The sequence below is a fragment of the Arthrobacter sp. YAF17 genome, from assembly GCF_052113365.1.
Classification (GTDB): domain Bacteria; phylum Actinomycetota; class Actinomycetes; order Actinomycetales; family Micrococcaceae; genus Arthrobacter.
This window is the reverse complement of sequence record NZ_JBFRDB010000009.1, coordinates 144,995-168,692: the sequence shown is the minus strand read 5'-3', so window position 1 is coordinate 168,692 and position 23,698 is coordinate 144,995. Positions and strand designations below refer to the sequence as shown.

Here is a 23,698-nt window from a genome sequence, read left to right as displayed (position 1 = left end):
ACCCGCATCACGGGGGACAGTGATTGCAGTCACATTGGCCGGAGGGCTGTTCGGAGCAGGCCAGGGCAGCCGGTGTGGACACGCCAGTCTCAATGAGGAGGAACGATGGGTAACGATGCCCAAGAAACGGACGCTACGGCGGCCGTGGACTTCAAGGAAGTCCAGTCGACGCCGCGGTTCCAGGAACTGCGCAAACGTCACCGCAGCTTTGTCTTTCCGATGGCCATTGCATTCCTGCTCTGGTACTTCGCCTATGTCCTGCTGGCCGACTACGCGGTGGAGTTCATGTCCACCAAGGTCTGGGGCAACATCAACATCGGCCTGATCCTGGGCCTGCTCCAGTTCGTGACCACGTTCGCCATCACCGGCTGGTACGTCAGCTACTCGAACCGGAAGCTGGACCCCATTGCCGCCGAGATCCGCGACGAAATCGAAGGCCACGAGTTCGACACCCACGGTAATCCAGTGAGCGGATCGGCAAAATGACAACATTGATGGTTCCCGCGGTCAACGTCGCCGCCCTGAAAGACACCACCCTGCTGAACATGGGGATCTTTGCCCTGTTCGTGGCGGTCACCATGGTGATCGTCTTCCGCGCCAGCCGCAACAACAAGACGGCCGCCGACTACTACGCGGCCGGCCGCTCGTTCACCGGTTCGCAGAACGGCACCGCCATCGCCGGCGATTACCTGTCCGCTGCCTCGTTCCTGGGGATCACCGGGGCCATCGCCATCAACGGCTACGACGGCTTTATGTACTCCATCGGCTTCCTCGTCGCCTGGCTCGTCGCCCTGCTGCTCGTCGCCGAGCTCCTGCGCAACACGGGCAAGTTCACCATGGCCGATGTGCTCTCATTCCGGCTCAAGCAGCGCCCCGTGCGCATTGCCGCCGCCATCTCCACCCTTGCGGTCTGCTTCTTCTACCTCCTGGCCCAGATGGCCGGCGCCGGAAGCCTCATCTCCCTGCTGCTGGGCATCAGCGACTGGGGCGGACAGGCGCTGGTGATCATCGTCGTCGGCGCCCTGATGATCATGTACGTCCTGATCGGCGGCATGAAGGGCACCACCTGGGTCCAGATCATCAAGGCCATCCTGCTGATTGCCGGGGCCGCTGTCATGACCTTCTGGGTCCTGGCCATTTACGGCTTCAACCTCTCCTCCCTGCTGGGCGGCGCGGTGGAAACCGCGGGCAACCCGGCCATCCTCAACCCGGGACTGCAGTACGGCAAGTCCGAGACCTCCAAGCTCGACTTCCTGTCCCTCGGCCTGGCCCTGGTGCTCGGCACCGCGGCCCTGCCGCACGTGCTGATGCGCTTCTACACGGTCCCGACCGCCAAGGAAGCCCGCAAGTCCGTGGTCTGGTCCATCTGGCTGATCGGCCTGTTCTACCTGTTCACGCTGGTACTCGGCTACGGTGCCGCGGCACTGGTGGGCGCCGAGACCATCAAGGCCGCCCCGGGCGGCGTCAACTCGGCCGCTCCGCTGCTCGCGTTCCACCTCGGCGGACCGCTGCTGCTCGGCTTTATCTCCGCGGTGGCCTTCGCGACCATCCTTGCCGTCGTCGCCGGCCTCACCATCACCGCGGCGGCCTCGTTCGCCCACGACATCTACGCCAACGTCCTGGCGAAGGGCAAGGCCGACCCCGACACCGAGGTGAAGGTGGCGCGGAAGACCGTCGTTGTGATCGGTGTGCTGGCCATCATCGGCGGCATCTTCGCCAACGGGCAGAACGTCGCGTTCCTCGTGGCCCTGGCCTTTGCCGTGGCCGCCTCGGCCAACCTGCCCACCATCCTGTACTCGCTGTTCTGGCGCCGTTTCACCACCCAGGGCGCCGTCTGGAGCATGTACGGGGGCCTGGGCTCCGCGGTGATCCTGATCGCGCTGTCCCCGGTGGTCTCGGGTGCGAAGACGTCCATGATCCCGGGCGCCAACTTCGCGATCTTCCCGCTGAGCAACCCCGGCATCGTCTCCATCCCGCTCGCGTTCTTCCTGGGCTGGCTCGGCACGGTGCTGGACAAGAAACTGGAAGACACCACCAAGCAGGCCGAAATGGAAGTCCGCTCCCTGACGGGTGTGGGCGCCGAAAAGGCCACCAACCACTAAGAGGGTCGGCGGCCCCCCGCCCGCTCACACCGCAGGAGCCCCCATGCAACCGCATGGGGGCTCCTGCCGTGTAGACCGTCAGCCTTCGGCGGAGCCGCGTTCCAGCAGCGGCTGGATCCGGAACGGGATCATCTCGCTCATCGCCAGGGCGGTGTCCGTCCGGTCCACCCCGTCGCAGGACAGGATCTTGCCGTTGATCCGGAACAGGTCCTCGGCGTCGAGCGCCACCACCCGCAGCAGCAGGTCCGCCGAACCGGTGAGCCCGTAGCCCTCCAGAATCTCCGGGATGTCCGCCAGTTCCACCGCCAGCTGGCCGAGTTTCTGCTGCTGGACGTGCACCGAGATGAAGGCCATCAGCGGGTAGCCCAGCGAGGCCGGATTGATGCGGCGCTCGAAGGACAGGAAGACGTGTTTTTTCTCCAGCTGGGCCATCCGCGCCTGCACGGTATTCCGCGACAGGCCCAGCTTCTGGGCCAGCGCCACGACGGTCCGCCGCGGGTCGCGGGCCATGGCCGAAAGCAGGCGGGTGTCGGTGCCATCCAAGGGTTGCATAGTGCGCAAGATTAGCACGGTGCCAGGGTGCCGGACAGTGCAGAATGCTCAACTTTTCTGCAGGTGGTTGTACCCAATGGGCGTTGTGAGTAGGGTCACAACTATCCGGGGCAACGGCGCCCGGGCGGCCGGTGCGCGCCGGGATCACGAGTCCTGCGAGTATCGGTCAGACGACGTCAGAAGGTGCGGACAACTGTGTTTACCGACGACGCGGGCAAGGGCGGTATTTCCGCCGGGGGCCCCGGGAACAGTGCAGAATCAAACAGGCGGACGGGCGGGGACCTCGTCCAACTCATCACCCCCGGGGGTGAACGCGTAAGCCATCCCGAGTTCGATCCCTGGGTCCAGGACGTCAGCGACGAACAGCTCGGCGCGCTCTACGAGGACATGGTGGTCATCCGACGCATCGACGCCGAAGCCACCGCCCTGCAGCGCCAGGGCGAACTCGCCCTCTGGCCGCCGCTGCTGGGCCAGGAAGCCTCCCAGATCGGCTCGGCCCGGGCCCTTCGGGACGACGATTTCGTCTTCCCCAGCTACCGTGACAACGGCGTCGCCTACTGCCGCGGCGTCAACCCCGAGGACATCGTCAAAGCCTGGCGGGGCAACGCCCTGGCCGGCTGGGACCCCTACACGGTCAATGTCGCCACGCAGCAGATCATCATCGGCGCCCAGACCCTGCACGCCACCGGCTACGCGATGGGAATCCAGAACGACGGCGCCGATTCGGTCGCCGTGGCCTACTTCGGCGACGGCGCCACGAGCGAGGGCGATGTCAACGAGGCCCTGGTGTTCGCCGCCAGCTTCCAGTCCCCGGTGGTCTTCTTCTGCCAGAACAACCACTGGGCCATCTCCGAGCCCGTCCGGCTGCAGTCCCACATCCAGATCGCTGACCGCGCCGCAGGCTTCGGCATCCCCAGCATGCGCGTGGACGGCAACGACGTCCTGGCCGTGATGGCCGCAACCCGCATCGCCATCGACCGTGCACGCCGCGGCGGCGGCCCCACCTTCATCGAGGCCGTCACCTACCGCATGGGCCCGCACACGACGGCGGACGACCCCACCCGCTACCGCGACGCCAACGAGCTCGAGGACTGGGCCGCCAAGGACCCAATCGCCCGGCTGAAGTCGCTGCTGGAACGCAAGGGGCTCCTCACCGAGGACCTCGAAACCGCCGTCGCCGCCAAGGCGGACGCCGTCGCGAAGGCACTGCGGGCGGGCACCATCAACATGCCCGAACCGCAGCCGATGGACATCTTCAAACACGTCTACAGCACGCCCAATTCCTCGCTGGACCGCCAGCAGGACCACTATTCCCGTTACCTGGCTTCCTTCGGCGATCCCGCAGAAGCCGCTACTGAAGAAGGTGCACGCTGATGACGAAGATGACCTTCGCCCGAGCCATCAATTCGGGCCTGCGCAAGTCCCTCGAGAACGATCCCAAGGTGATCCTCATGGGCGAGGACATCGGCGCCCTCGGCGGTGTCTTCCGCGTCACCGACGGCCTGCAGAAGGACTTCGGCAAGCACCGCGTCGTGGACACCCCGCTCGCCGAGTCCGGCATCATGGGCACCGCCGTCGGACTCGCGTACCGCGGCTACCGCCCAGTGGTGGAGATCCAGTTCGACGGCTTCATATACCCGGCGTTCGACCAGATCGTCAGCCAGGTCGCCAAGATGCACTACCGCACCCAGGGCGCGGTCAAGATGCCCATCACCATCCGCGTCCCGTTCGGCGGCGGCATCGGTTCCCCGGAGCACCACTCGGAATCGCCCGAGGCCTACTTCACCCACACGTCGGGGCTGCGCGTCGTCAGCGTCTCCAACCCGCAGGACGCCTACACGATGATCCAGCAGGCCATCGCCTCCGATGATCCGGTGCTGTACTTCGAACCCAAGCGCCGCTACCACGACAAGGGCGAGGTGGACGAGACCCTTGACCTCGGCGCCGCCCTGTCCCTGGAGAAGGCCCGCGTCGTCACCGAAGGCAAGGACGTGACGCTCGTGGCCTACGGCCCGCTCGTCAAGACCGCCACGGACGCCGCGCTCGCCGCCGCCGACGAAGGCGTGTCGGTCGAGGTCATCGACCTGCGCTCGCTCGCCCCGCTGGACTTCGCGACGCTGGAAGCCTCGGTCCGGAAGACCGGCCGGCTCGTCATCACGCACGAGGCCTCCCAGACCGGCGGCATCGGCGCCGAAGTAGCCGCCAGCATCACCGAACGCTGCTTCTACCACCTTGAAACCGCACCGGTCCGGGTCACCGGCTTCGACGTCCCGTACCCGTACTCAAAGCTTGAAATGCACCACCTCCCGGGCCTGGACCGGATCCTGGACGGCGTCGACCGTGCCCTGGGCCGCCCCAACTCCCTGAGCGGGCTGGAAGGATGAGCGCCACCATGATCAAGGAATTCCGGCTGCCCGACCTCGGCGAAGGTCTCACCGAATCGGAAATCGTCGCCTGGAAGGTCGCGGTGGGGGACACCGTCGCGCTCAACCAGATCATCGCGGAAGTAGAAACGGCCAAGGCCGTCGTCGAGCTTCCCTCGCCGTTCGCCGGGGTAGTCGCTGCCCTGCACGAACAGCCCGGCACCGTCGTGGAGGTCGGCAAGCCGATCGTTTCCTTCGAGGTAGAGGGCGACGACGGCGCTCCCGCCGGCGGCTCTGGAACTGCCGGAGGTACCGGTGCGGACGCGCCCGCCAAACGTGAACCGAACCTCGTGGGCTACGGCGCCGTCCTGGAGAACTCCGGCCGACCGGCCCGCCGCACCCGCAGCTTCGCCGCTCCCGCGGCTTCGGCCGCCGCACCGGCCCCGGCCGCGCCGGCCACGGTGGTCGAACCGGTCGCGCCCGCCCCGGTGGCCGAACCCGCTGCCGCCGCGCACTCCGGGGACCGCCCGCGGTCCACGCCGCCCGTGCGCAAGCTGGCCAAGGATCTCGGCGTCGACCTCGCGGCCGTCGCCGGCACGGGCGAGTTCGGGCTCATCACCCGCGACGACGTCCGCAACTTCGTCGGCGGGGGAGACCTGCCGGTGGCACCCCGGGACCTGGCCGGCGTGCCCGTCCAGGCCCAGGCGCAGGGCGAGCGGGAAACCCGGACGCCCATCAAGGGCGTACGGAAGTTCACCGCCGCGGCCATGGTCTCCAGCGCCTTCACGGCGCCGCACGTCACGGAATTCCTGACCGTCGACGTCACCCCGACCATGGAACTGCTGGCGAAGCTCAAGGCCAGCCGCGCGTTTGCCGGCTACAAGCTGACCCCGCTGACCATCGTGTCCAAGGCTGTGCTCATCGCCCTGCGCAACCACCCCACGCTCAACACCCGCTGGGATGAGGCCAAGCAGGAGATCGTGCAGTACAACTACGTGAACCTGGGCATCGCGGCGGCCACCCCGCGCGGCCTCACCGTTCCGAACATCAAGGACGCCGACCGGATGTCCCTGCTGGAGCTCTCCACGGCGCTGACCGAACTGACGGACACGGCGCGGTCCGGCAAGACGGCCCCGGCCGAGCTTTCCGGCGGCACCATCTCCATCACCAACATCGGCGTCTTCGGCATCGATGCCGGCACACCCATCCTGAACCCGGGCGAGGCCGCCATCCTGGCCCTCGGTGCCGTGCGGAAGATGCCGTGGGAGTACCGGGACGAGGTGGCGCTGCGCCAGGTCATGACGCTCAGCCTGTCCTTCGACCACCGCCTGGTCGACGGCGAGCAGGGCTCACGCTTCCTGCAGGACCTCGGCGCCATGCTCTCCGACCCGGGCATGGCCCTCGCCATGGTCTAGGCCCCCAACGTCACGGCTGCCGGCTGCCCCCTCCCGGGGTGGCCGGCAGCTTTGTTGTGCGGCGGGTTGTCCGTCCGGGGGCACATTGGCCGGAAAGTTCGACGGCGGCGCCTTGGCAGTCGGCGTGTTCGCGCCAAAGGGCCCCCGGAGCGCGGGACGGCGTGAGCTGCGGGGCCGGGCGGCGTGGGCGGGACGGCGTGAGCCGCGGGGCCAGGGGGACCCGGCACGCGGGCAGGGACAGGTCAGTCGAGCGGGTCGGGAACGGCCGGGGCCATCAGGGCCGCCAGCGCCATGCTCTGGAGCAGGGGCCGTGCCCGCTTGACTGCGATCCGGCGCCCGTGGCTGCGGACCGAGTGCGGCGTGGAGTTGATCAGGCCGAACGTGGCGTGGGCGCGCATCCGGAGTTCAGTATCTTCGGTCTCGGGGTGCAGCCCGGCCAATACCTCGACCCAGAGCTCCACGTAGTTCCTTTGCAGCGTGCGGACCTGCGCCTGGTCGTCGTCGGCGAGGTTGCTGAAGTCCTGGTCCTGCACGCGGATGACGTCGGGGTTACTCAGCGCGAAGTCCACGTGGAACTCCACCAGCCGGCGCAGCGCAACGGCGGCGCCGTCGGAAGCGGCAATCACGCGCCGGCCGCCGTCGAACAGATCCTGGCTGACGCTGAGCAGCAGCGCCCCGAGGACTGCCTGCTTGCCGGAGAAGTGCCGGTACACCGCAGGGCCGCTGACGCCCGCCGCGGCGCCCAGATCCTCCAGCGAGACGCGGTTGAAGCCGTCGACGGCGAACAGCTCGGCGGCCGCGGACAGCAGGGCCTGCCGCCTGTTCTCCTTGGCCTGGCTGCGCTGGGTTGATGCGGGAGGTGTCGATGTAGGAGGCGTCGAACCGGAAGAGGCCGGAGGGGCCTGGGTTGTCTGGCTGGACTCGGTCACCGGCACGTCCCTCTTTTCGAATTCCACTTGACTGTGCAGCTGACTCTGCTGTCCTGTGTTGGACATCACAGTTAATAGAGACTAACCTAAATCTCAGTTATGCGGTACTAACCGAAGTGGCTGGAGCGGGTGCAATTGCAGCCCCCGGCATGAAGGCCCGGAACGGAAGCAGTCAATGGAGACAATCGCCAGCCAGGTGGACGCCACAAGCGCCGCCTTCGCCGCGAACCGCGAGGCCCAGCTGGGGCTGGCCCGCGAGCTGAACGAGCGCCTCGCCACGGCAGCCCTCGGCGGGCCGGAGAAGTCGCGGGAACGCCATGTGGCCCGCGGCAAACTCCTGCCGCGCGAACGCATCGACCACCTGCTCGATGACGGCAGCCCGTTCCTGGAGATCGCGCCGCTGGCCGCCAACGGCATGTACAACGACGATTCCCCCGGCGCCGGCGTGATTGCAGGGATCGGGCTGGTCCACGGCCGCCAGGTGCTGGTCATCTCCAACGACGCCACCGTCAAGGGCGGCACCTACTACCCGATGACGGTGAAGAAGCACCTCCGGGCCCAGGAAATCGCGCTGGAGAACCGGCTGCCGTGCATCTACCTTGTGGACTCGGGCGGGGCCTTCCTGCCCAAGCAGGACGAGGTCTTCCCGGACAGGGAACACTTCGGCCGGATCTTCTTCAACCAGGCCAAGATGTCCGCGGCCCGGATCCCGCAGATCGCCTCGGTGATGGGCTCCTGCACCGCCGGTGGCGCCTACGTTCCCGCGATGAGCGATGAAACCGTGATCGTCCGCAACCAGGGCACCATCTTCCTGGGCGGCCCGCCGCTGGTGAAGGCCGCCATCGGCGAGATCGTCACGGCCGAGGAACTCGGCGGCGGCGACGTGCATTCCAAGATCTCCGGCGTCACCGACCACCTCGCCGAAAACGACGAGCACGCCCTCCAGATCGTCCGCGACATCGTCTCCACGCTGCCGAAGCCGGCGGCCCCCGCCTGGGACATCGACACCGCCGTCGAACCCGTTGCCGACCCGGATGAGCTCTACGGTGCCGTCCCCACGGACGTCAACGCGCAGTACGACGTCCGCGAGGTGATTGCCCGGCTGGTGGACGGCAGCCGCTTCCACGAGTTCAAGAAGGACTACGGCACCACCCTGGTCACCGGCTTCGCGAAGCTGCACGGCCACCCCGTGGGCATCGTGGCGAACAACGGGGTGCTCTTCAGCGAGTCCTCGCTCAAGGGCGCGCACTTCATCGAACTCTGCGACCAGCGCGGCATTCCGCTGATCTTCCTGCAGAACCTCTCCGGCTTTATGGTCGGCAAGGACTACGAGCAGGGCGGCATCGCCAAGAACGGCGCCAAGATGGTCACCGCCGTCGCCACCGCCCGGGTTCCCAAACTGACTGTCGTGATCGGCGGGTCGTTCGGCGCCGGCAACTACTCGATGTGCGGCCGGGCCTACTCGCCGCGGTTCCTGTGGATGTGGCCGGCGTCCCGGATCTCGGTGATGGGCGGCAACCAGGCCTCCAGCGTGCTCGCCACCGTGAAGCGGGACCAGTACGAGGCCCGCGGCGAGGAATGGTCCGCCGCCGACGAGGAAGCCTTCAAGGCCCCGATCAAACAGCAGTACGAGGATCAGGGCAGCCCCTACTACTCCACCGCCCGCCTCTGGGACGACGGCGTGATCGACCCCGCGGACACCCGCACCGTCCTGGGACTGGCGCTCGACGTCGTCTCCCGCACCCCGCTGCCGGAGACCTCCTTCGGCCTGTTCCGGATGTGAGCCAGCCATGACTATTTCTTCCTCGAGTATTTCTTCGTCGACTACAACGTCGCCGACGCTGACGGGCGCCAAGCCTCTCTTCGGCACCGTGCTCGTCGCCAACCGCGGCGAGATCGCGTGCCGCGTGATCCGCACCCTGCGGGCGCTGGGCATCCGTTCGGTGGCCGTCTATTCCGACGCCGACGAAGACGCCCGGCACGTGCGGGAGGCCGACGTCGCCGTGCGGATCGGCCCTGCGGCCGCGGCCGAGAGCTACCTCAAGATCGAGGCGATCCTCCAGGCCTGCCGCGACACCGGCGCCGAAGCCGTGCACCCGGGCTACGGGTTCCTGAGCGAGAACGTGGACTTCGCCCGCGCGCTGGAGAAGGCCGGGATCACGTTCATCGGTCCCGGCGTCGAATCCCTCAACGTCATGGGCGACAAGATCCGCTCCAAAAACCACGTCACCGGCTACGGCGTTCCGGTGGTCCCCGGCATCGCCGAACCCGGCATGACGGACGCGCAGCTGATCGACGCCGCGGCCGGCGTCGGCTTCCCACTGCTGATCAAGCCCTCCGCCGGCGGCGGCGGCAAGGGCATGCACATCGTGGAACGCGCCGAGGAGTTGGAGGCAACCCTCGCCACCGCCCGCCGGGTCGCGGCCAGCGCCTTCGGCGACGACACCCTGTTCCTGGAGCGGCTCGTCCTGACCCCGCGGCACATCGAGGTCCAGGTCCTCGCCGACAACCACGGCAACGTCATCCACCTCGGGGAGCGCGAGTGCTCGCTGCAGCGCCGCCACCAGAAGGTCATCGAGGAAGCGCCGTCCCCGCTGCTCGACGCCCTGCCCGACGGCGCCGATATCCGGGCCCGCCTCGGTGAGGCCGCGTGCAACGCCGCGCGCAGCGTCAACTACAGCGGTGCCGGCACCGTGGAGTTCCTGGTTTCCGACAACGCCCCGGACGAGTTCTTCTTTATGGAGATGAACACCCGGCTGCAGGTCGAGCACCCCGTCACCGAAATGGTTACCGGCGTCGACCTCGTCGAATGGCAGGTGCGGATCGCCGCCGGCGAGGAACTCACCGTCCGGCAGGACGACGTCGTCCTCACCGGGCACTCGGTGGAAGCGCGTGTCTACGCGGAGATCCCGGAACGGAACTTCCTGCCCTCGGGCGGTGAGGTGCTGCTCCTGGATGAGCGAGGCGAGATCTTCACTGCGATGGACGACCTGGACGCCGTTAGCCCGGCCTCTGCTGATCCTGACATCCGGATCGATTCCTCGCTGCTGGAAGGCCTGGAAATCTCCAGCGACTACGACCCCATGGTCGCCAAGGTCATCGCCTGGGGCGTGGACCGCTCCGCGGCGCTGGACAAGCTCGACACGGCGCTCTCCCGGTACACGGCGCTGGGGATCGACACCAACGTCGAATACCTCCGCCTGCTGATCAACGACGCCGACGTCCGGGCGGGCCGGCTCGACACCGGCCTGATCGAGCGGAAGATGGACGGCTTCACCTTCCGCCGCGCCGGCGACGCCGAGCTGATCGCCGCGGCGATGCCGTTCTGGGTCCTGGCCGAGGCACCGGAAACGCTGAGCTCGCCGTGGGACACCACCACGGGCTGGCGCCTGGGGGCACCGGCCGCCTGGACCATGAGCTTCGGTGTTCCCGGTGGGGCCTTGGCTACTGTGGCCGTGACCTGGCTGAACTATTTGGACCTCGGCCACGCCACCGTCCGGGTCAACAACGGCCCGGCGCACGACGTGAAAGTCATCGGGCTGTCCAGTTCCAACGTATTTCTGGAGCTCGACGGCGGGGAACTCAGGTTCGCCCATGCGGGGTCCGGACAGGACCACCCGCGGGAGAACCCGCCGGAATTCGTTTATCTCGGCAACGACGGGTGGTCCTGCCGCCTCGAACCCCTCACCCGTGAGACCAAGCTCGCCCGGGTGCTGGCCGCCGTCGAACGCGTGGAAGGTGCCGCGGACCCCGCGGTGCGCTCGCCGATGCCGGGCACGGTGGTGTCCGTCTCCGTCAGCAACGGGGACGCCGTGACCGCCGGCCAGGTCCTGCTCTCCGTGGAGGCCATGAAGATGGAGCACCAGCTCGTGGCGCCGCTCGACGGGACCGTGCACATCAGCGCCGCCTCCGGCGACCTCGTGAAGGCAGACCAGATCCTGGCCACCATCCACCCTCCGGAACCCTCCGGAGCCGAAGACTCCATCGAGGAATCCGTCATCGCGATGGGCGCCGCGGACTAGATTCCACAGCTTCACCACCAGACCGCAATTCTCAGACAGCACCACCAACAGAATTTCCAGACAAAGGAGTCACCATGCCGGATTTTGAACTCAGCGAGGACTACCAGGACCTCAGCAACACCGTCCGCGAATTCGCCGATGAAGTAGTGGCTCCGGTCTCCGCCAAGCACGACGAGGAACACAGCTTCCCCTACGAGGTTGTCTCCCAGATGGCGGAAATGGGCCTGTTCGGCCTGCCGTTCCCGGAGGAATTCGGCGGCATGGGCGGCGACTACTTCGCCTTGGCCCTCGCCCTCGAACAGCTGGGCCGCGTGGACCAGTCCGTCGCCATCACCCTGGAGGCAGGCGTCTCCCTCGGTGCCATGCCGATCCACCGCTTCGGCAACGAGGCTCAGAAGCAGGAGTGGCTGCCGCTGCTGGCCTCCGGCAAGGCGCTCGCCGGCTTCGGCCTGACTGAGCCGGAAGCAGGCTCCGACGCCGGCGGCACCAAGACCACCGCCAAGCTCGGCGGCGGGGAATGGGTCATCAACGGCAACAAGGAGTTCATCACCAACTCCGGCACGGACATCACCAAGCTCGTCACCGTCACCGCGGTCACCGGCCAGGAGGAACGCCCGGACGGCAGCATCAAGAAGGAAATCTCCACCATCCTGGTGCCCACCGACACGCCCGGCTTCAAGGCGGAGAAGGCCTACAACAAGGTCGGCTGGAACGCCTCGGACACCCACCCGCTGACGCTGGACAACGTCCACGTCCCCGAGGAAAACCTGCTGGGCACCCGGGGCCGCGGCTACGCCAACTTCCTCTCAATCCTGGACGAGGGCCGGATCGCGATCGCGGCGCTGGCCGTCGGCGCGGCCCAGGGCTGCGTGGACCAGTCGGTGAAATACGCCAAGGAACGCAGCGCGTTCGGACAGAACATCGGCAAGTACCAGGCCATCGCGTTCAAGATAGCCCGGATGGAAGCGCGCGCCCACACTGCCCGGCTGGCCTACTACGACGCGGCCGCCCGGATGCTCGCCGGCAAGCCGTTCAAGACGCAGGCAGCCATCGCTAAGATGGTCGCAGGCGAGGCAGCCATGGACAACGCGCGGGACGCCACCCAGGTGTTCGGCGGCTATGGCTTCATCAACGAATTCACCGTGGCGCGCCACTACCGCGACTCCAAGATCCTTGAAGTCGGCGAGGGCACCACGGAGGTCCAGCTGATGCTGATCGCCCGCGAACTGGGGCTCTGACCGGCCCGCTGGCCGCAACCGTCGAGAGAGGGAATCAACGATGATTAACAAGGTTGTGGCCAGCGCTGCCGAGGCAGTTGCGGACATCCACGACGGCGCCTCGCTCGCCGTCGGCGGGTTCGGACTCTGCGGCATTCCGGTGGCCCTGATCGACGCGCTGCACGCGAGCGGCACCAAGAACCTGGAAACCGTCAGCAACAACTGCGGCGTCGACGACTGGGGGCTCGGAATCCTGCTCAAGGACGGCCGGATCCGCCGCACTATCAGCTCCTACGTGGGGGAGAACAAGGAGTTCGCCCGGCAGTACCTCGCCGGCGAGCTCGAGGTGATCCTCACCCCGCAGGGCACGCTGGCCGAGAAGCTGCGTGCCGGCGGGGCCGGCATCCCGGCGTTCTACACGCCTGCCGGCGTCGGCACCCAGGTGTCCGACGGCGGCCTGCCGCAGAAGTACGACGCCGACGGCAACATTGCGATTGCCTCGGCGGCGAAGGAGGTGCGCAGCTTCAACGGCGCCGACTTTGTCCTGGAGGAATCGCTGACCCCCGACTTCGGCCTCGTCCACGCATGGAAGGGCGACCGCCACGGCAACCTCGTCTTCCACGCCACCGCGATGAACTTCAACCCGCTCTGCGCCATGGCCGGGAAGGTCACGATCGCCGAGGTGGAGGAACTCGTGGAGCCGGGGGAGCTGGACCCCGAACACGTCCACATTCCCGGCATCTTCGTCCAGCGTGTGGTGCTCGCGCCCGGCGCTGAGAAGCGGATCGAGAAGCGGACGGTGGCGCTGGCCGCAGCGTCCGCCTCCGGCAGCGCACCTGCCGCCGCAGCTTCGAACCCTGCCGCCGCCGTCCCAGCAACAGTCCAGTCAGGAGCCTAGGCCATGGAATCCAACAGCCTGCCGGGTGCGCCGCCCCGTCCCGAAGCGGTCCGCCACGAATACCGGCCCCCCGCCGTCGGGCATCCCGCCGGTGTTGAGAGCAAAGGCTGGACGCGCAACGAACTGGCCGCGCGGGTGGCGCGGGAGCTGCACAACGGGCAGTACGTCAACCTTGGCATCGGGATGCCCACACTGATTCCCAACTACATCCCGGCTGGCGTCGAGGTGGTCCTGCATTCCGAGAACGGCATCCTCGGCGTCGGCCCGTACCCGGCCGAGGACGCGGTGGATCCGGACCTGATCAATGCCGGCAAGGAAACCGTCACCGTCAACAAGGGCGCCGCGTTCTTCGACTCCGCCTCCTCCTTCGGCATGATCCGCGGCGGCCACGTGGATGTCGCAGTGCTCGGCGCGATGGAAGTGGCCCGGAACGGTGACCTGGCCAACTGGATGATCCCGGGCAAGATGGTCAAAGGCATGGGCGGCGCCATGGACCTGGTGTTCGGTGCCAAGAAGGTGATCGTGATGATGGAGCACGTCGACCGGAACGGCCGGCCCAAGATCGTGGAACAGTGCACGCTGCCCCTGACCGGCAAGGGCTGCGTGGACCGCATCATCACGGACCTGGCGGTGATCGACGTCGTGACGGAGGGCGGCACGTCCCGGCTGGTACTGCGCGAACTTGCCCCCAACGTGACGGCGGAGGACGTGGCCGCTGCCACCGGCGCCGAACTCTTCGAGGAAGACCAGGAACTGACCGTATGACAACGAATTCCCAGCACGCGGCTGAACCCCGCGCCGTCGAGCCCCGCGTCATTGAACAGCGCGGACTCTACTTCGATGAACTCGAAGAGGATGTGGTCTACGCGCACCGGCCCGGCCGGACCGTGACCGAGGCGGACAACGTCCTCTTCACCACCATGACCATGAACACTCAGGCGCTGCACCTCGACGCCGCCTGGAGCGCGGAGCAGCCGTTCGGCCAGCGCCTGATGAACTCCATGTTCACCCTCGCCACGGTGGTGGGGCAGTCCGTGCCGCAGCTGACCCAGGGCACCATCATCGCCCAGCTGGGGCTCACGGACGTGTCCTTCCCGCACCCGATGTACCACGGCGACACGCTGTACACGGAGACGGTGGTGACCGGGAAAAGGCTGTCTTCCTCCCGCCCGGGCCAGGGGATTGTGACCATGAAGCACACCGGCCGGAACCAGAACGGCGACGTCGTCGCCCTCGCCACCCGCAGCTGCCTGATGTGGACACGGGATGCGCACTCCGAAGCCCAGAACGCGCGCAAAAGGGCAGAATAGATCCATGAGTTTCCTGATGGGCCCCGCCCTGCTGTTCTGCCCTGCCGACCGCCCTGAGCGCTACCAGAAGGCGGCCGAGCGCTCTGACGCCGTGATCGTGGACCTCGAGGACGCCGTCGCACCCGCGGACAAGCAGCGGGCCCGCGGCGCCATCCTCGCCCAGCTCGGCGCCACCGGGGACGTCCCCGAGCTGGACCCGAGCCGCACGATCGTCCGGATCAACCCTGCCGGCACGGAGGAGTTCGAGAAGGACCTGCACTGCCTCAAGCACACCCCCTACCGGCACATCATGCTGGCCAAGGCCGAGAGTGCTGCCCAACTCAAGGAGCTCGAGGGCTTCAGCGTGATTGCGCTTTGCGAGACAGCGCTGGGCGTTGTTAATGCCGCGGCCATCGCGGCCGAACCCAATGTGGTCGGGCTGATGTGGGGCGCCGAAGACCTGCTCGCCTCGCTCGGCGGCACGTCCAGCAGGACGGACGACGGCGCCTACCGTGCGGTTGCGCTGCACGCCCGCTCCACCGTGCTGCTGGCCGCCCGCGCGTTCGGCAAGGAAGCCGTCGACTCGGTCTACGTCAACATCCCGGACCTGGACGGCCTCGCCGTCGAAGCCCGCGACGCCGTCGCCTCGGGCTTCGGCTCCAAGGCCTGCATCCACCCGAACCAGGTGGCCGTGGTCCGCGGGGCCTACGCGCCGTCCGAAGCCGAGGTCGAGGCGGCCGCCGAACTGCTGGCCGCCGCCGCCGAGGCAGGTTCCGGTGTGTTCCAGTTCAACGGCAAGATGATCGACGGCCCCATCCTCAAGCACGCCGAATCCACGCTCCGGCGCGCCGGCCGCTAGCTTCTGGGGCTACGGCTTTCGTTTGTGGCGCGGCGTGTGGCTGCGGCCCGGTCTTGCGCGGCGTGGAACCTCGGCCATTCACCACGAATGGCCGCTTGGGCAGGTCGTTTAGCGGCCACTTGCGTCAGATGGGTGCACCTTGGGTGCGGAGCACGGGCCACCGGGCGTCCTGGCTTGTTCCGCGGGGGTGGTGTCCTAGGTTGAGCTGCTGGGCGGGGTGTGGTCCGCGGGTTCGAACCTCGTCGATACCACGAATGGCCGCTATGGCGGGTCGTTTAGCGGCCACTTGCGTCAAATGGGTGCCCCTCGGTGCGGAGCGCAGGCCACCGGGCGTCCTCGTTTGTTCTGCCGGATTGTCCTGGGTTGAGCTGCGGGGCGGGGTGTGGCCCATGGCGTGGAACGTCGTCGATTCGCCACGAGTGGCCGCTACGGCAGGTCGTTTAGCGGCCACTTGCGTCAAATGAGTGCACCTTTGGTGCGGAGCAAGGGCCACGGAGCGTCCTGGCTTGTTCTGCGGGAGTGTCCTGGGTTGAGCTGCGGGGCGGGGTGTGGGCCATCGGGTTGAACCTCGTCGATTCACCACGAATGGCCGCTATGGCGGGTCGTTTAGCGGCCGCTTGCGTCAGATGGGTGCCCCTTGGGTGCGGAGCAAGGGCCACGGAGCGTCCTGGCTTGTTCTGCCGGATTCTCCTGGGTTGAGCTGCGGGGCGGGGTGTGGCCCATGGGGTTGAACCTCGTCGATTCGCCACGATTGGCCGCTATGGCGGGTCGTTTAGCGGCCACTTGCGTCAGATGGTGTGCTCAATTGCATCGAGACCGGGTCCCGCGAGGGGTTTATTGGCGACGAATGGACATGCTCAGCGCTTCCACAAGTACCTGTTCTCCGGCCGGCCCGCGGCGCCGTAGCGGGGGGTGAGCCGGGCGAAGCCGTGGATGACCAGGTACTCGAGGTAGCGCCGGGCGCTGACCCTGGACAGCCCGAGCTGAAGCGCCATCCCGGCCGCCGAGACGTCCTCCGGGCTCGACTTGAGCGCCTCGATGACGGCGTCCAGCGTGGGCCGGGACAGCCCTTTCGGCAGCCTCGACATCGGCTCGGCAGCCGGGTCAGCCACCGGACCGGCCAAGGGGTCCCCGGCTGTGGCCCGGCGGGTCGGCGCCACGAGCCTGTCGATGCTGTCCTGGTCCAGCGGCCCCGCAGCCCCACCCGCGGCGAGTTCACGGCGGAGGAACAGGTACTCGTCGAGCCGTTCGTTGAGGGCCTGGGAGGTAAAGGGCTTCACCAGGTAGTGCAGCACCCCGCCGGCCATGGCGCCGCGGACCGTCTCCAGCTCCCGCGACGCCGTGATGACCAGGACGTCCAGGGCCTGCTGGCGGCCGCGGAGCTGCCGGAGCACGTCCAGGCCGGACATGTCCGGGAGATGGATATCCAGCAGGACCAGTTCCGGCCGCAGCTCCGCCGCCAGGTCGAGGCCCTGCTGTCCGGTGTGGGCCATGCTGACGACGTCGAAGCCGCCGCGGGCCAGCAGGAACCCGTGGTGGATCCCGGCGACTGCCACGTCATCATCAATGATGAGGGTGCGAATGGGGCTCATTGTTTTTGTAGTTCCGCCTCTTTTGTCCTGAGTACCACCGTAAAGCAGGCGCCGCCCAGCGCGGATTGCGACACCGACGCCCCGCCGCCCCGGCGCCGGGCCACCCGCTGGACCAGTGCCAGCCCAAAGCCGCGGCTGTTGATCCCCTCGGCTGCTTTGGTGGTGACGCCGGCCTCGAAGACGGCCGCCCACTCTGGCTCGGGGACGCCCGGACCGTCGTCCTCGACCGTGATCGTGCGGCCGCCGTCGGGGGACTCCTCCAACCGGACGGCGACGGTGCTGTCGTAGCCCGCCGCGTCCACCGCGTTGTCGATCAGGTTCCCCAGGGCCGTGATGACGTCGCCGGTCCCGTCCGGGGTGCACACCGAATCCGGGCTGACCAGAATCTCGATGCCGCGCTCGGCGCAGACCGTGGACTTGGCAATCAGCAGCGCCCGGACGTCGTGGTCGGTGATTCCAGCGGCCAGCGGGCGGCTGACGAAGGCGGCGTCGCTGTGGCTCCGGCCCAGGTACTGCACGGCTTTGTCCTGCTCGCCCAGCTCCAGGAGACCCGAGATCACATGCAGTTTGTTGGCGAATTCATGGGCCTGTGCCCGGAGCGCCTGCGTGACGTCCAGGGCGCCGTCGCGGTCGCGGAGGATCGTGTGGAGCTCCGTGCGGTCGCGAAGGATCAGCACCTTGCCTACCTCCCGGCCGTCCACGGTTGCGGCGTTGACCTTGCCCAGCAGGATCCGTTCCCCGGAGAGCACCAGCTCCTCGGTGACTGACCCGGCGGTCAGCATCCGGCGGATTCCGGGTTCCAGGCATTCGCTGGCGGGTTTCCCGGTGATCTCCTCGCCCAGTCCCAGCAGCCGGCGGGCTTCGTCGTTGACCAGCGCCACGGTCCCCGCCGCGTCGACGGCGACCAGCCCCTCGCCCAGGCCGTGCAGCATCGCGTCGCGGGTCTCGAGGAGCGCGGCGATCTCCTCCGGTTCCAGCTTGTAGATCCGCCGCCACACGAGCTTGGAGATGTACATCGCCCCCAGCGACCCGAGCAGCGCCGCCCCAAGGAGCCAGCCGAACAGCTGCGGCAGGTCCTCGTAGAGGTCCTGGGCCAGGGTGGTTTCGAGCACGCCCACCGAGGCCGAGCCGATCACAGTGCCGGTTCCGTCAAAAATGGGAACCTTCACCCGCCAGGACTCACCCAGGGTTCCTGTCTGGGTGCCGACGTAGATCTCGCCGGAGAGCGGGACAGACGGATCGGTGGAAACGGGCCTGCCGATTTCCGCCGGGTTCGGGTGGGACTGCCGGACCCCGTTCCGGTCCGTCACCACCACATAGGTGACATTCGAGGCCTGCCGGATGACTTCGGCGATGGGCTGGATGATCTGGGCCGGATGCGGTGTCCCGAAAGCCTGCACCACCGAGGGCAGCCGGGCAACGCTTTCGGCGACGCCGATCAGCCTGCCTTTGTAGGCGTCCCGGAGCTGCTGTTCCTGCATCCGGATGGTCACGGCCCCCACCGCCGTCAGGACGGCCAGCACGATGGCGAGCTGCAGCGCCACCAGCTGGAAGCGTAAGGGAATCCTGTGAACCATGTCACAAGTTTCCCATCCGGCCACCGCCCCACCGGCCAAACGAGGGCTCCAGGCCGTGACCAATATGACCACTACTACCTCTATGGCCAAATTCTGGTCCCCGGGCCGGGGTGCTCCTAGTCTCTGGGAAGTGATTCCGATGACGTGCGTCACATTTCAACAAGGAGAAACCATGACCTCCCCTTCCAATTCCACGCGGTCCAGCTTCACCCGCCGGGCTGCGCTCGCTGCCGGGGCAGCCGGCGTCGTCCTCGCCATGTCGGCCTGTGCCGGTGGTGCGAGCGGCGCGGCGGCAGGCCAGAGCGGCGCGGCAGCCGACCCCATCAAGAAGCTGAGCATCATCGTTCCGGCCAACCCGGGCGGCGGCTGGGACCAGACCGGCCGTGCGATGCAGCAGGACCTGCAGACCAACAAACTCGTCACCTCCGCCCAGGTCAGCAACATCGGCGGCGGCGGCGGCACGAACGGCCTTGCCAAGCTCGCCACCGAAAAGGACGTCAACACCCTGATGGTGATGGGCTACGTCATGGTGGGCGCCGTGGAAACCAACGCCGCCAAGACCCGGCTGGAAGACACCACCCCCATTGCGCGCCTGACCGAAGAGCCGCTGGTCCTCGTGGTCCCGGCGTCGTCCAAGTACCAGTCCGTCAAGGACCTTGTGGACGACATCAAGGCCAACGGCAAGGGCGTGGCGATCACCGGCGGCTCGGCCGGCGGAGCGGACCACATCCTGGCCGGTCAGATCCTCAAGTCCCAGGGCGTCGAATCCGACAAGCTGAATTACATTGGCTACTCCGGCGGCGGTGAATCGATCGCGGCCCTGCTCGGCAACAAGGTCCAGGCCGGCATCTCCGGCGTGGGGGAGTACGCCGAGCAGGTCAAGGCCGGCAAGGTCCGGGCGCTCGCCGTCTCCGGCACGTCCGAGGCCCCGGCCCTGCCGGGCGTCAAGCCGCTCAAGGACCAGGGCATCGACGTCGTCCTGACCAACTGGCGCGGCGTCGTGGCACCGGGGTCCATCGACGATGCCCAGAAGGCAAAGCTGACCGAGGTTGTCACCAAGCTGCACGCCACGGAAGCCTGGAAGGCCACCCTGGCCAAGAACAACTGGGACGACGCCTTCCTCGCCGGCGACGGTTTCAAGACCTTCCTCACCGAGGACATCGCCAAGGTCAAGACCACGCTCACCGAGATTGGCCTGGTCAAGTAACAATGTCCGTTCAAGTCAGCACGCCCGCCAAGCAGCCCACGGGGGAGATCCTCTTCGCCCTGGTGTTCGTAAGCGTGGGCGCAGCCGGCCTCCTGACGGCGGGGTCCATTCCGATCCCGCCGTCAGAGACCGGCATCGGCCCGCGGGCCTTTCCGTACATCGTCTGCACCATGCTGGTGCTCGTGGGCACCGGCATCGTGGCGCAGGTGTTCCGCGGCAAGGTGGGCCAGGCCGAGGAAAGCGAAGACCTCGACGTCACCGCCAAGACAGACTGGGTGGCCCTGGCGAAACTCGTGGGCTTCGTGGTGCTCCACATCTTCCTGATCGAACCGGCCGGCTGGCCCATCGCCGCAGCTGTGCTGTTCAGCGGGGCGGCGTGGTCCTTGGAGGCCAAGCCGCTCTGGAAGGCGGTCATCATTTCCGTGGTGCTGGCGCTCGTGCTGCAGTACGTCTTCGGCGGGCTGCTAGGCGTCTCCCTGCCGCCGGGCCCGCTGCTTGAGGGGGTGCCGTTCTTCCATGGATAGCTTCATGTTGCTCCTGGAGGGCTTCTCGACGGCGCTGCAGCCGGTCTACCTGCTGTACGCCCTGGGCGGCGTCTTCGTCGGCACCGCCGTCGGCGTGCTGCCCGGCATCGGTCCGGCGATGACCGTCGCGCTGCTGATGCCCATCACCTACGCGCTGGATCCCGCGGCCGCGCTCATCGTGTTCGCCGGCATCTACTACGGCGGTATGTACGGCGGCTCCACCACGTCCATCCTGCTCAACACCCCGGGCGAATCGTCCTCGATCGTCACGGCGCTCGAGGGCAACAAGATGGCAAAGGCCGGCCGGGGCGCGGCGGCACTGGCGACGGCGGCGATCGGCTCGTTCATCGCCGGCACCATCGCGACTGTGCTGCTGTCCTTCCTGGCCCCCGTCGTCGCGGAACTGGCCGTCGGCCTGGGACCCGTGGACTACGTGGCGCTTATGGTGGTGGCGTTCCTCACCGTCGGTGCCCTGCTGGGCGCCTCCGTGCTCCGCGGCCTCGCATCGCTGGCCCTGGGGCTGTTCATCGGGATGATCGGCATCGACGACAGCACCGCGCAGCAGCGGTTCACCTTCGACAACCCCACCTTGGTGGACGGCATCGACATGGTCCTCGTGGCTGTGGGTCTCTTCGCCCTCGGCGAGGCCCTGTACGTGGCCTCGAAGCTGCGGCACGGCCCGGTCGAGGTCATCCCGGTCAGCAAGGGCAAGAACGCCTGGCTGTCCAAGGAGGACTGGAAACGGTCCTGGAAGCCGTGGCTGCGGGGCACCTTCATCGGGTTCCCGATCGGTACGGTGCCGGCAGGCGGGGCGGACGTCTCCACGTTCCTGTCCTACGCCGCGGAGCGGAAACTCGCCAAGGGCGAGAACAAGGCACAGTTCGGCAAGGGCGCCATCGAGGGCGTGGCCGGTCCGGAAGCGGCGAACAACGCCGCTGCCGCCGGCGTCCTGGTCCCGCTGCTGACGCTCGGAATTCCGACGACGGCGACCGCGGCCATGATGCTCACCGCGTTCCAGCGCTACCAGATCCAGCCCGGACCGCTCCTGTTCGAGAACCAGGGCGCGCTGGTGTGGACCCTGATCGCCTCGCTGTACGTCGGCAACCTGATGCTGCTGGTGCTGAACCTGCCGCTGGTCGGGCTCTGGGTGAAGATCCTGCAGATCCCGCGGCCCTACCTGTACGCAGGCATCCTCGTCTTCGCGGCCCTGGGCGCCTTCTCGGTGAACTTCGCGGCGGCCGACGTCGGCATCCTGCTGGTGGTCGGCATCCTGGGCTACTTCATGCGACGCTACGGCTATCCCGTGGCGCCCATGGTGGTGGCGATGATCCTCGGGCCGATGTTCGAAGTGCAGCTGCGGCGCTCGCTGCAGCTCTCCCAGAACGACCCCACGGCCCTGTTCTCCTCGCCGTTCGCTGTGGTGGTGTACGTGTCGATGGCACTGATCTTCGTGGGCTCCTGGTGGCTCCGCCGCCGGCAGTCGTCCCTGGAGGCTGCGCCGGTGAAGGACGAGCTGTCCGTCTAGCCAGAACGCTCTCCTGATTCGCCACAAATGGCCGGAATGGTGACCACCATTCCGGCCATTTGCGTCAGATCGGTGGTGCGGTGGGCCGCAGACCGTGCCCCGGGCCCCGGCAACGGGACTCAGTCCTCCGGCGGCAAGGATAGCGGCGGGATGGACTCGTACAGCGGGATCCGGATCCAGCGCTCGCCGGTGGCGCGGAATTCCTTCCGGGTGGCGAAGCGGTACAGGTAGCTGCGGGCCCGCACCCAGCGGGGCCGGGCGCCGTCGAACGGGTCATGGCGCAACAGGCGCAGGGTGGGGCGGTCGGCCTCCAGTAGTTTGGCCAGGAAGGCGTAGAACCACTGCTCGTGCACGGTGCGCAGGGGAAGGAACCACATCAGCCAGTCGAGGCGCAGGTGATACGGCGCCCACTGGCGCGGGATGCGGCGGACGTCGCCGGGCTTGCCGCGGAAGCCGTATTCCTGCCAGTCCGCAGTTTCGTCGGGTTCGGCGTCGAGGGTTCCCTCCACCGCGATTTCGATCCGCTGCTTCGTGACCGTGCCAAAGGCGCCGTAAGTGTTCCCCAACTGCCAGCGGTTGAAGGCGGCGTTCATCAGCTGGTCGTGGGAGAACAGGTTCTCGGCCGGGCGGTAGCTGAGCACCACGAGCAGCACGGTGGCGACCAGGACCACCACCAGCCACGGGACCGGCGCCTGGGTACCCGTCGCTGCCGCCCCGCCCGCCGTGGCAATTGCCCCGCCCGTGCCGGCCGCCGCGGTGTGCCAGTCGAGCGGAATCGCCGGGACCAGGGCATGCGCCACCGGGTCGCTGACGGCGGCGAAGGCGAGCAGGATCGCCATCCAGTTGAGCCACGCGAAGTTCCCGCTCGCCACCAGCCAGAGCTGCGTGAAAATGACGATTCCCGCCGCCACGCTGGCCAGCGGCTGCGGGGCAAAGAGGAAGAACGGCACCACCAGCTGCGCGAAATGGTTGCCCAGGACCTCCACCCGGTGCCACGCCTTGGGCAGCAGATGCGCCTGCCGGCTGAGCGGGCCCGGCATCGGCTGGGTCTCGTGGTGGTAGTACAGGGCGGTGAGGTCGCGCCACTCCCGGCCGCCGCGGATCTTGATCATGCCGGCCCCAAACTCGAGGCGGAACACCAGCCAGGCCAGCAGGATCAGGATGGTCCGCGGCGGGGGAGTCTGGTCGGAGCCGAGGAACGCCACAATGAAGCCGGCCTCCAGCAGCAGCATCTCCCAGCCAAAGCCGTAGAACGTCTGCCCCACATTGACGATCGACATGTACAGCAGCCAGAGCGCCAGAAACGCCAGCATCGGAACCCACGGAGGGCCCAGCTGTGGCAGGCCCAGGACGACCGTGGCGGCGATCGCCATACCGCCCCGGCAGACGGCCCGCAGCAGCCGGTCCGAGTAGCGCCAACTGAACAGGGTGGGCCGGCGGTACCGGCTGGAGCGTGCCACGAAATCCGGGACCGGCAACAGGCCGCGCTCGCCGAGGAGGGCCGGAAACTGGTTGTGCGAGGACAGGAACGCGACAAAGTAGATGATGGCGATGCCGCGCTGCAGCAGCTGCCGGGCGAACTCGTACTCCGGCGCGTCGAACCAGGCGGTCCACTCCACGATCCCCA

The 23,698-nt window shown here is 67.7% G+C and carries 20 protein-coding genes; 15 read left to right on the top strand and 5 right to left on the bottom strand.

What is annotated here, in order from left to right; genetic code table 11:
• Nucleotides 1-105 precede the first annotated feature (105 nt).
• Nucleotides 106-486, top strand: a complete 381-nt coding sequence (locus AB4Y67_RS09565; RefSeq protein ID WP_441405536.1) for a DUF485 domain-containing protein — start codon at nt 106-108, stop codon at nt 484-486.
• Nucleotides 483-2,102: a solute symporter family protein gene (locus AB4Y67_RS09560; protein WP_441405535.1), complete on the top strand. Its 1,620-nt coding sequence runs from the start codon at nt 483-485 to the stop codon at nt 2,100-2,102. The genes AB4Y67_RS09565 and AB4Y67_RS09560 overlap by 4 nt, the downstream gene beginning before the upstream one ends.
• A gap of 78 nt (nt 2,103-2,180) precedes the next feature.
• On the opposite strand, the gene AB4Y67_RS09555 is transcribed toward AB4Y67_RS09560, so the two are convergent.
• On the bottom strand, nt 2,181-2,654 hold the full coding sequence (locus AB4Y67_RS09555; protein ID WP_441405534.1) for an Lrp/AsnC family transcriptional regulator: 474 nt from the start codon (nt 2,652-2,654) through the stop codon (nt 2,181-2,183).
• A 195-nt stretch (nt 2,655-2,849) separates the two neighbouring features.
• Between AB4Y67_RS09555 and pdhA the strand changes: the two genes are divergently transcribed.
• The 3 genes from pdhA to AB4Y67_RS09540 are packed head-to-tail and all read left to right on the top strand — an operon-like array spanning nt 2,850 to nt 6,432.
• On the top strand, nt 2,850-4,028 hold the full coding sequence (pdhA, locus tag AB4Y67_RS09550) for a pyruvate dehydrogenase (acetyl-transferring) E1 component subunit alpha (protein ID WP_441405533.1): 1,179 nt from the start codon (nt 2,850-2,852) through the stop codon (nt 4,026-4,028).
• A complete protein-coding gene (locus tag AB4Y67_RS09545) occupies nt 4,028-5,038 on the top strand; it encodes an alpha-ketoacid dehydrogenase subunit beta (RefSeq protein ID WP_441405532.1) in 1,011 nt (336 codons plus the stop codon). Before pdhA ends, AB4Y67_RS09545 begins: the two co-directional genes overlap by 1 nt.
• Complete coding sequence (locus AB4Y67_RS09540; RefSeq protein ID WP_441405531.1) at nt 5,035-6,432, top strand: dihydrolipoamide acetyltransferase family protein; 1,398 nt, start codon at nt 5,035-5,037, stop codon at nt 6,430-6,432. The genes AB4Y67_RS09545 and AB4Y67_RS09540 overlap by 4 nt, the downstream gene beginning before the upstream one ends.
• Nucleotides 6,433-6,674: 242 nt before the next feature.
• Here the strand turns inward: AB4Y67_RS09540 and AB4Y67_RS09535 are convergent, their stop codons facing one another.
• Nucleotides 6,675-7,388: an SACE_7040 family transcriptional regulator gene (locus tag AB4Y67_RS09535; RefSeq protein ID WP_441405530.1), complete on the bottom strand. Its 714-nt coding sequence runs from the start codon at nt 7,386-7,388 to the stop codon at nt 6,675-6,677.
• A 148-nt stretch (nt 7,389-7,536) separates the two neighbouring features.
• Between AB4Y67_RS09535 and AB4Y67_RS09530 the strand changes: the two genes are divergently transcribed.
• The 7 genes from AB4Y67_RS09530 (at nt 7,537) to AB4Y67_RS09500 (ending at nt 15,646) form a co-directional block, all read left to right on the top strand.
• Entirely contained in the window at nt 7,537-9,144 is a 1,608-nt protein-coding gene (locus AB4Y67_RS09530) for a carboxyl transferase domain-containing protein (RefSeq protein ID WP_441405529.1), read from the top strand.
• Nucleotides 9,145-9,151: 7 nt separating this feature from the next.
• Nucleotides 9,152-11,383 carry an ATP-binding protein gene (locus tag AB4Y67_RS09525; protein WP_441405528.1) on the top strand — a complete coding sequence of 744 codons (2,232 nt, stop codon included), beginning with the start codon at nt 9,152-9,154 and terminating at the stop codon, nt 11,381-11,383.
• Between the two features lie 74 nt (nt 11,384-11,457).
• Nucleotides 11,458-12,621: an acyl-CoA dehydrogenase family protein gene (locus AB4Y67_RS09520; protein WP_441405527.1), complete on the top strand. Its 1,164-nt coding sequence runs from the start codon at nt 11,458-11,460 to the stop codon at nt 12,619-12,621.
• Between the two features lie 40 nt (nt 12,622-12,661).
• Nucleotides 12,662-13,498, top strand: a complete 837-nt coding sequence (locus AB4Y67_RS09515) for a CoA transferase subunit A (RefSeq protein ID WP_441405526.1) — start codon at nt 12,662-12,664, stop codon at nt 13,496-13,498.
• A 3-nt stretch (nt 13,499-13,501) separates the two neighbouring features.
• Complete coding sequence (locus AB4Y67_RS09510; RefSeq protein WP_441405525.1) at nt 13,502-14,263, top strand: CoA transferase subunit B; 762 nt, start codon at nt 13,502-13,504, stop codon at nt 14,261-14,263.
• The gene (locus AB4Y67_RS09505) at nt 14,260-14,808 is read left to right on the top strand and encodes a MaoC family dehydratase (RefSeq protein ID WP_441405524.1); all 549 of its coding nucleotides are present in this window, start codon (nt 14,260-14,262) and stop codon (nt 14,806-14,808) included. The genes AB4Y67_RS09510 and AB4Y67_RS09505 overlap by 4 nt, the downstream gene beginning before the upstream one ends.
• A gap of 4 nt (nt 14,809-14,812) precedes the next feature.
• Nucleotides 14,813-15,646, top strand: coding sequence for an HpcH/HpaI aldolase/citrate lyase family protein (locus AB4Y67_RS09500; RefSeq protein ID WP_441405523.1), 834 nt, complete (start codon nt 14,813-14,815; stop codon nt 15,644-15,646).
• Nucleotides 15,647-16,503: 857 nt separating this feature from the next.
• Here the strand turns inward: AB4Y67_RS09500 and AB4Y67_RS09495 are convergent.
• Nucleotides 16,504-17,238 carry a response regulator gene (locus AB4Y67_RS09495; RefSeq protein ID WP_441405522.1) on the bottom strand — a complete coding sequence of 245 codons (735 nt, stop codon included), beginning with the start codon at nt 17,236-17,238 and terminating at the stop codon, nt 16,504-16,506.
• Nucleotides 17,235-18,815 carry an ATP-binding protein gene (locus tag AB4Y67_RS09490; protein ID WP_441405521.1) on the bottom strand — a complete coding sequence of 527 codons (1,581 nt, stop codon included), beginning with the start codon at nt 18,813-18,815 and terminating at the stop codon, nt 17,235-17,237. The genes AB4Y67_RS09495 and AB4Y67_RS09490 overlap by 4 nt, the downstream gene beginning before the upstream one ends.
• 172 nt (nt 18,816-18,987) lie before the next feature.
• Between AB4Y67_RS09490 and AB4Y67_RS09485 the strand changes: the two genes are divergently transcribed.
• The 3 genes from AB4Y67_RS09485 to AB4Y67_RS09475 are packed head-to-tail and all read left to right on the top strand — an operon-like array spanning nt 18,988 to nt 22,071.
• The gene (locus AB4Y67_RS09485) at nt 18,988-20,022 is read left to right on the top strand and encodes a Bug family tripartite tricarboxylate transporter substrate binding protein (RefSeq protein ID WP_441405520.1); all 1,035 of its coding nucleotides are present in this window, start codon (nt 18,988-18,990) and stop codon (nt 20,020-20,022) included.
• A gap of 2 nt (nt 20,023-20,024) precedes the next feature.
• Entirely contained in the window at nt 20,025-20,546 is a 522-nt protein-coding gene (locus tag AB4Y67_RS09480) for a tripartite tricarboxylate transporter TctB family protein (protein ID WP_441405519.1), read from the top strand.
• Entirely contained in the window at nt 20,539-22,071 is a 1,533-nt protein-coding gene (locus tag AB4Y67_RS09475; protein ID WP_441405518.1) for a tripartite tricarboxylate transporter permease, read from the top strand. Before AB4Y67_RS09480 ends, AB4Y67_RS09475 begins: the two co-directional genes overlap by 8 nt.
• Nucleotides 22,072-22,190: 119 nt before the next feature.
• Here AB4Y67_RS09475 and AB4Y67_RS09470 read toward each other — a convergent pair whose 3' ends face one another.
• Nucleotides 22,191-23,690 (bottom strand): lipase maturation factor family protein, encoded by a 1,500-nt coding sequence (locus tag AB4Y67_RS09470; protein WP_441405517.1) that lies wholly within the window; start codon nt 23,688-23,690, stop codon nt 22,191-22,193.
• Nucleotides 23,691-23,698 lie beyond the last annotated feature (8 nt).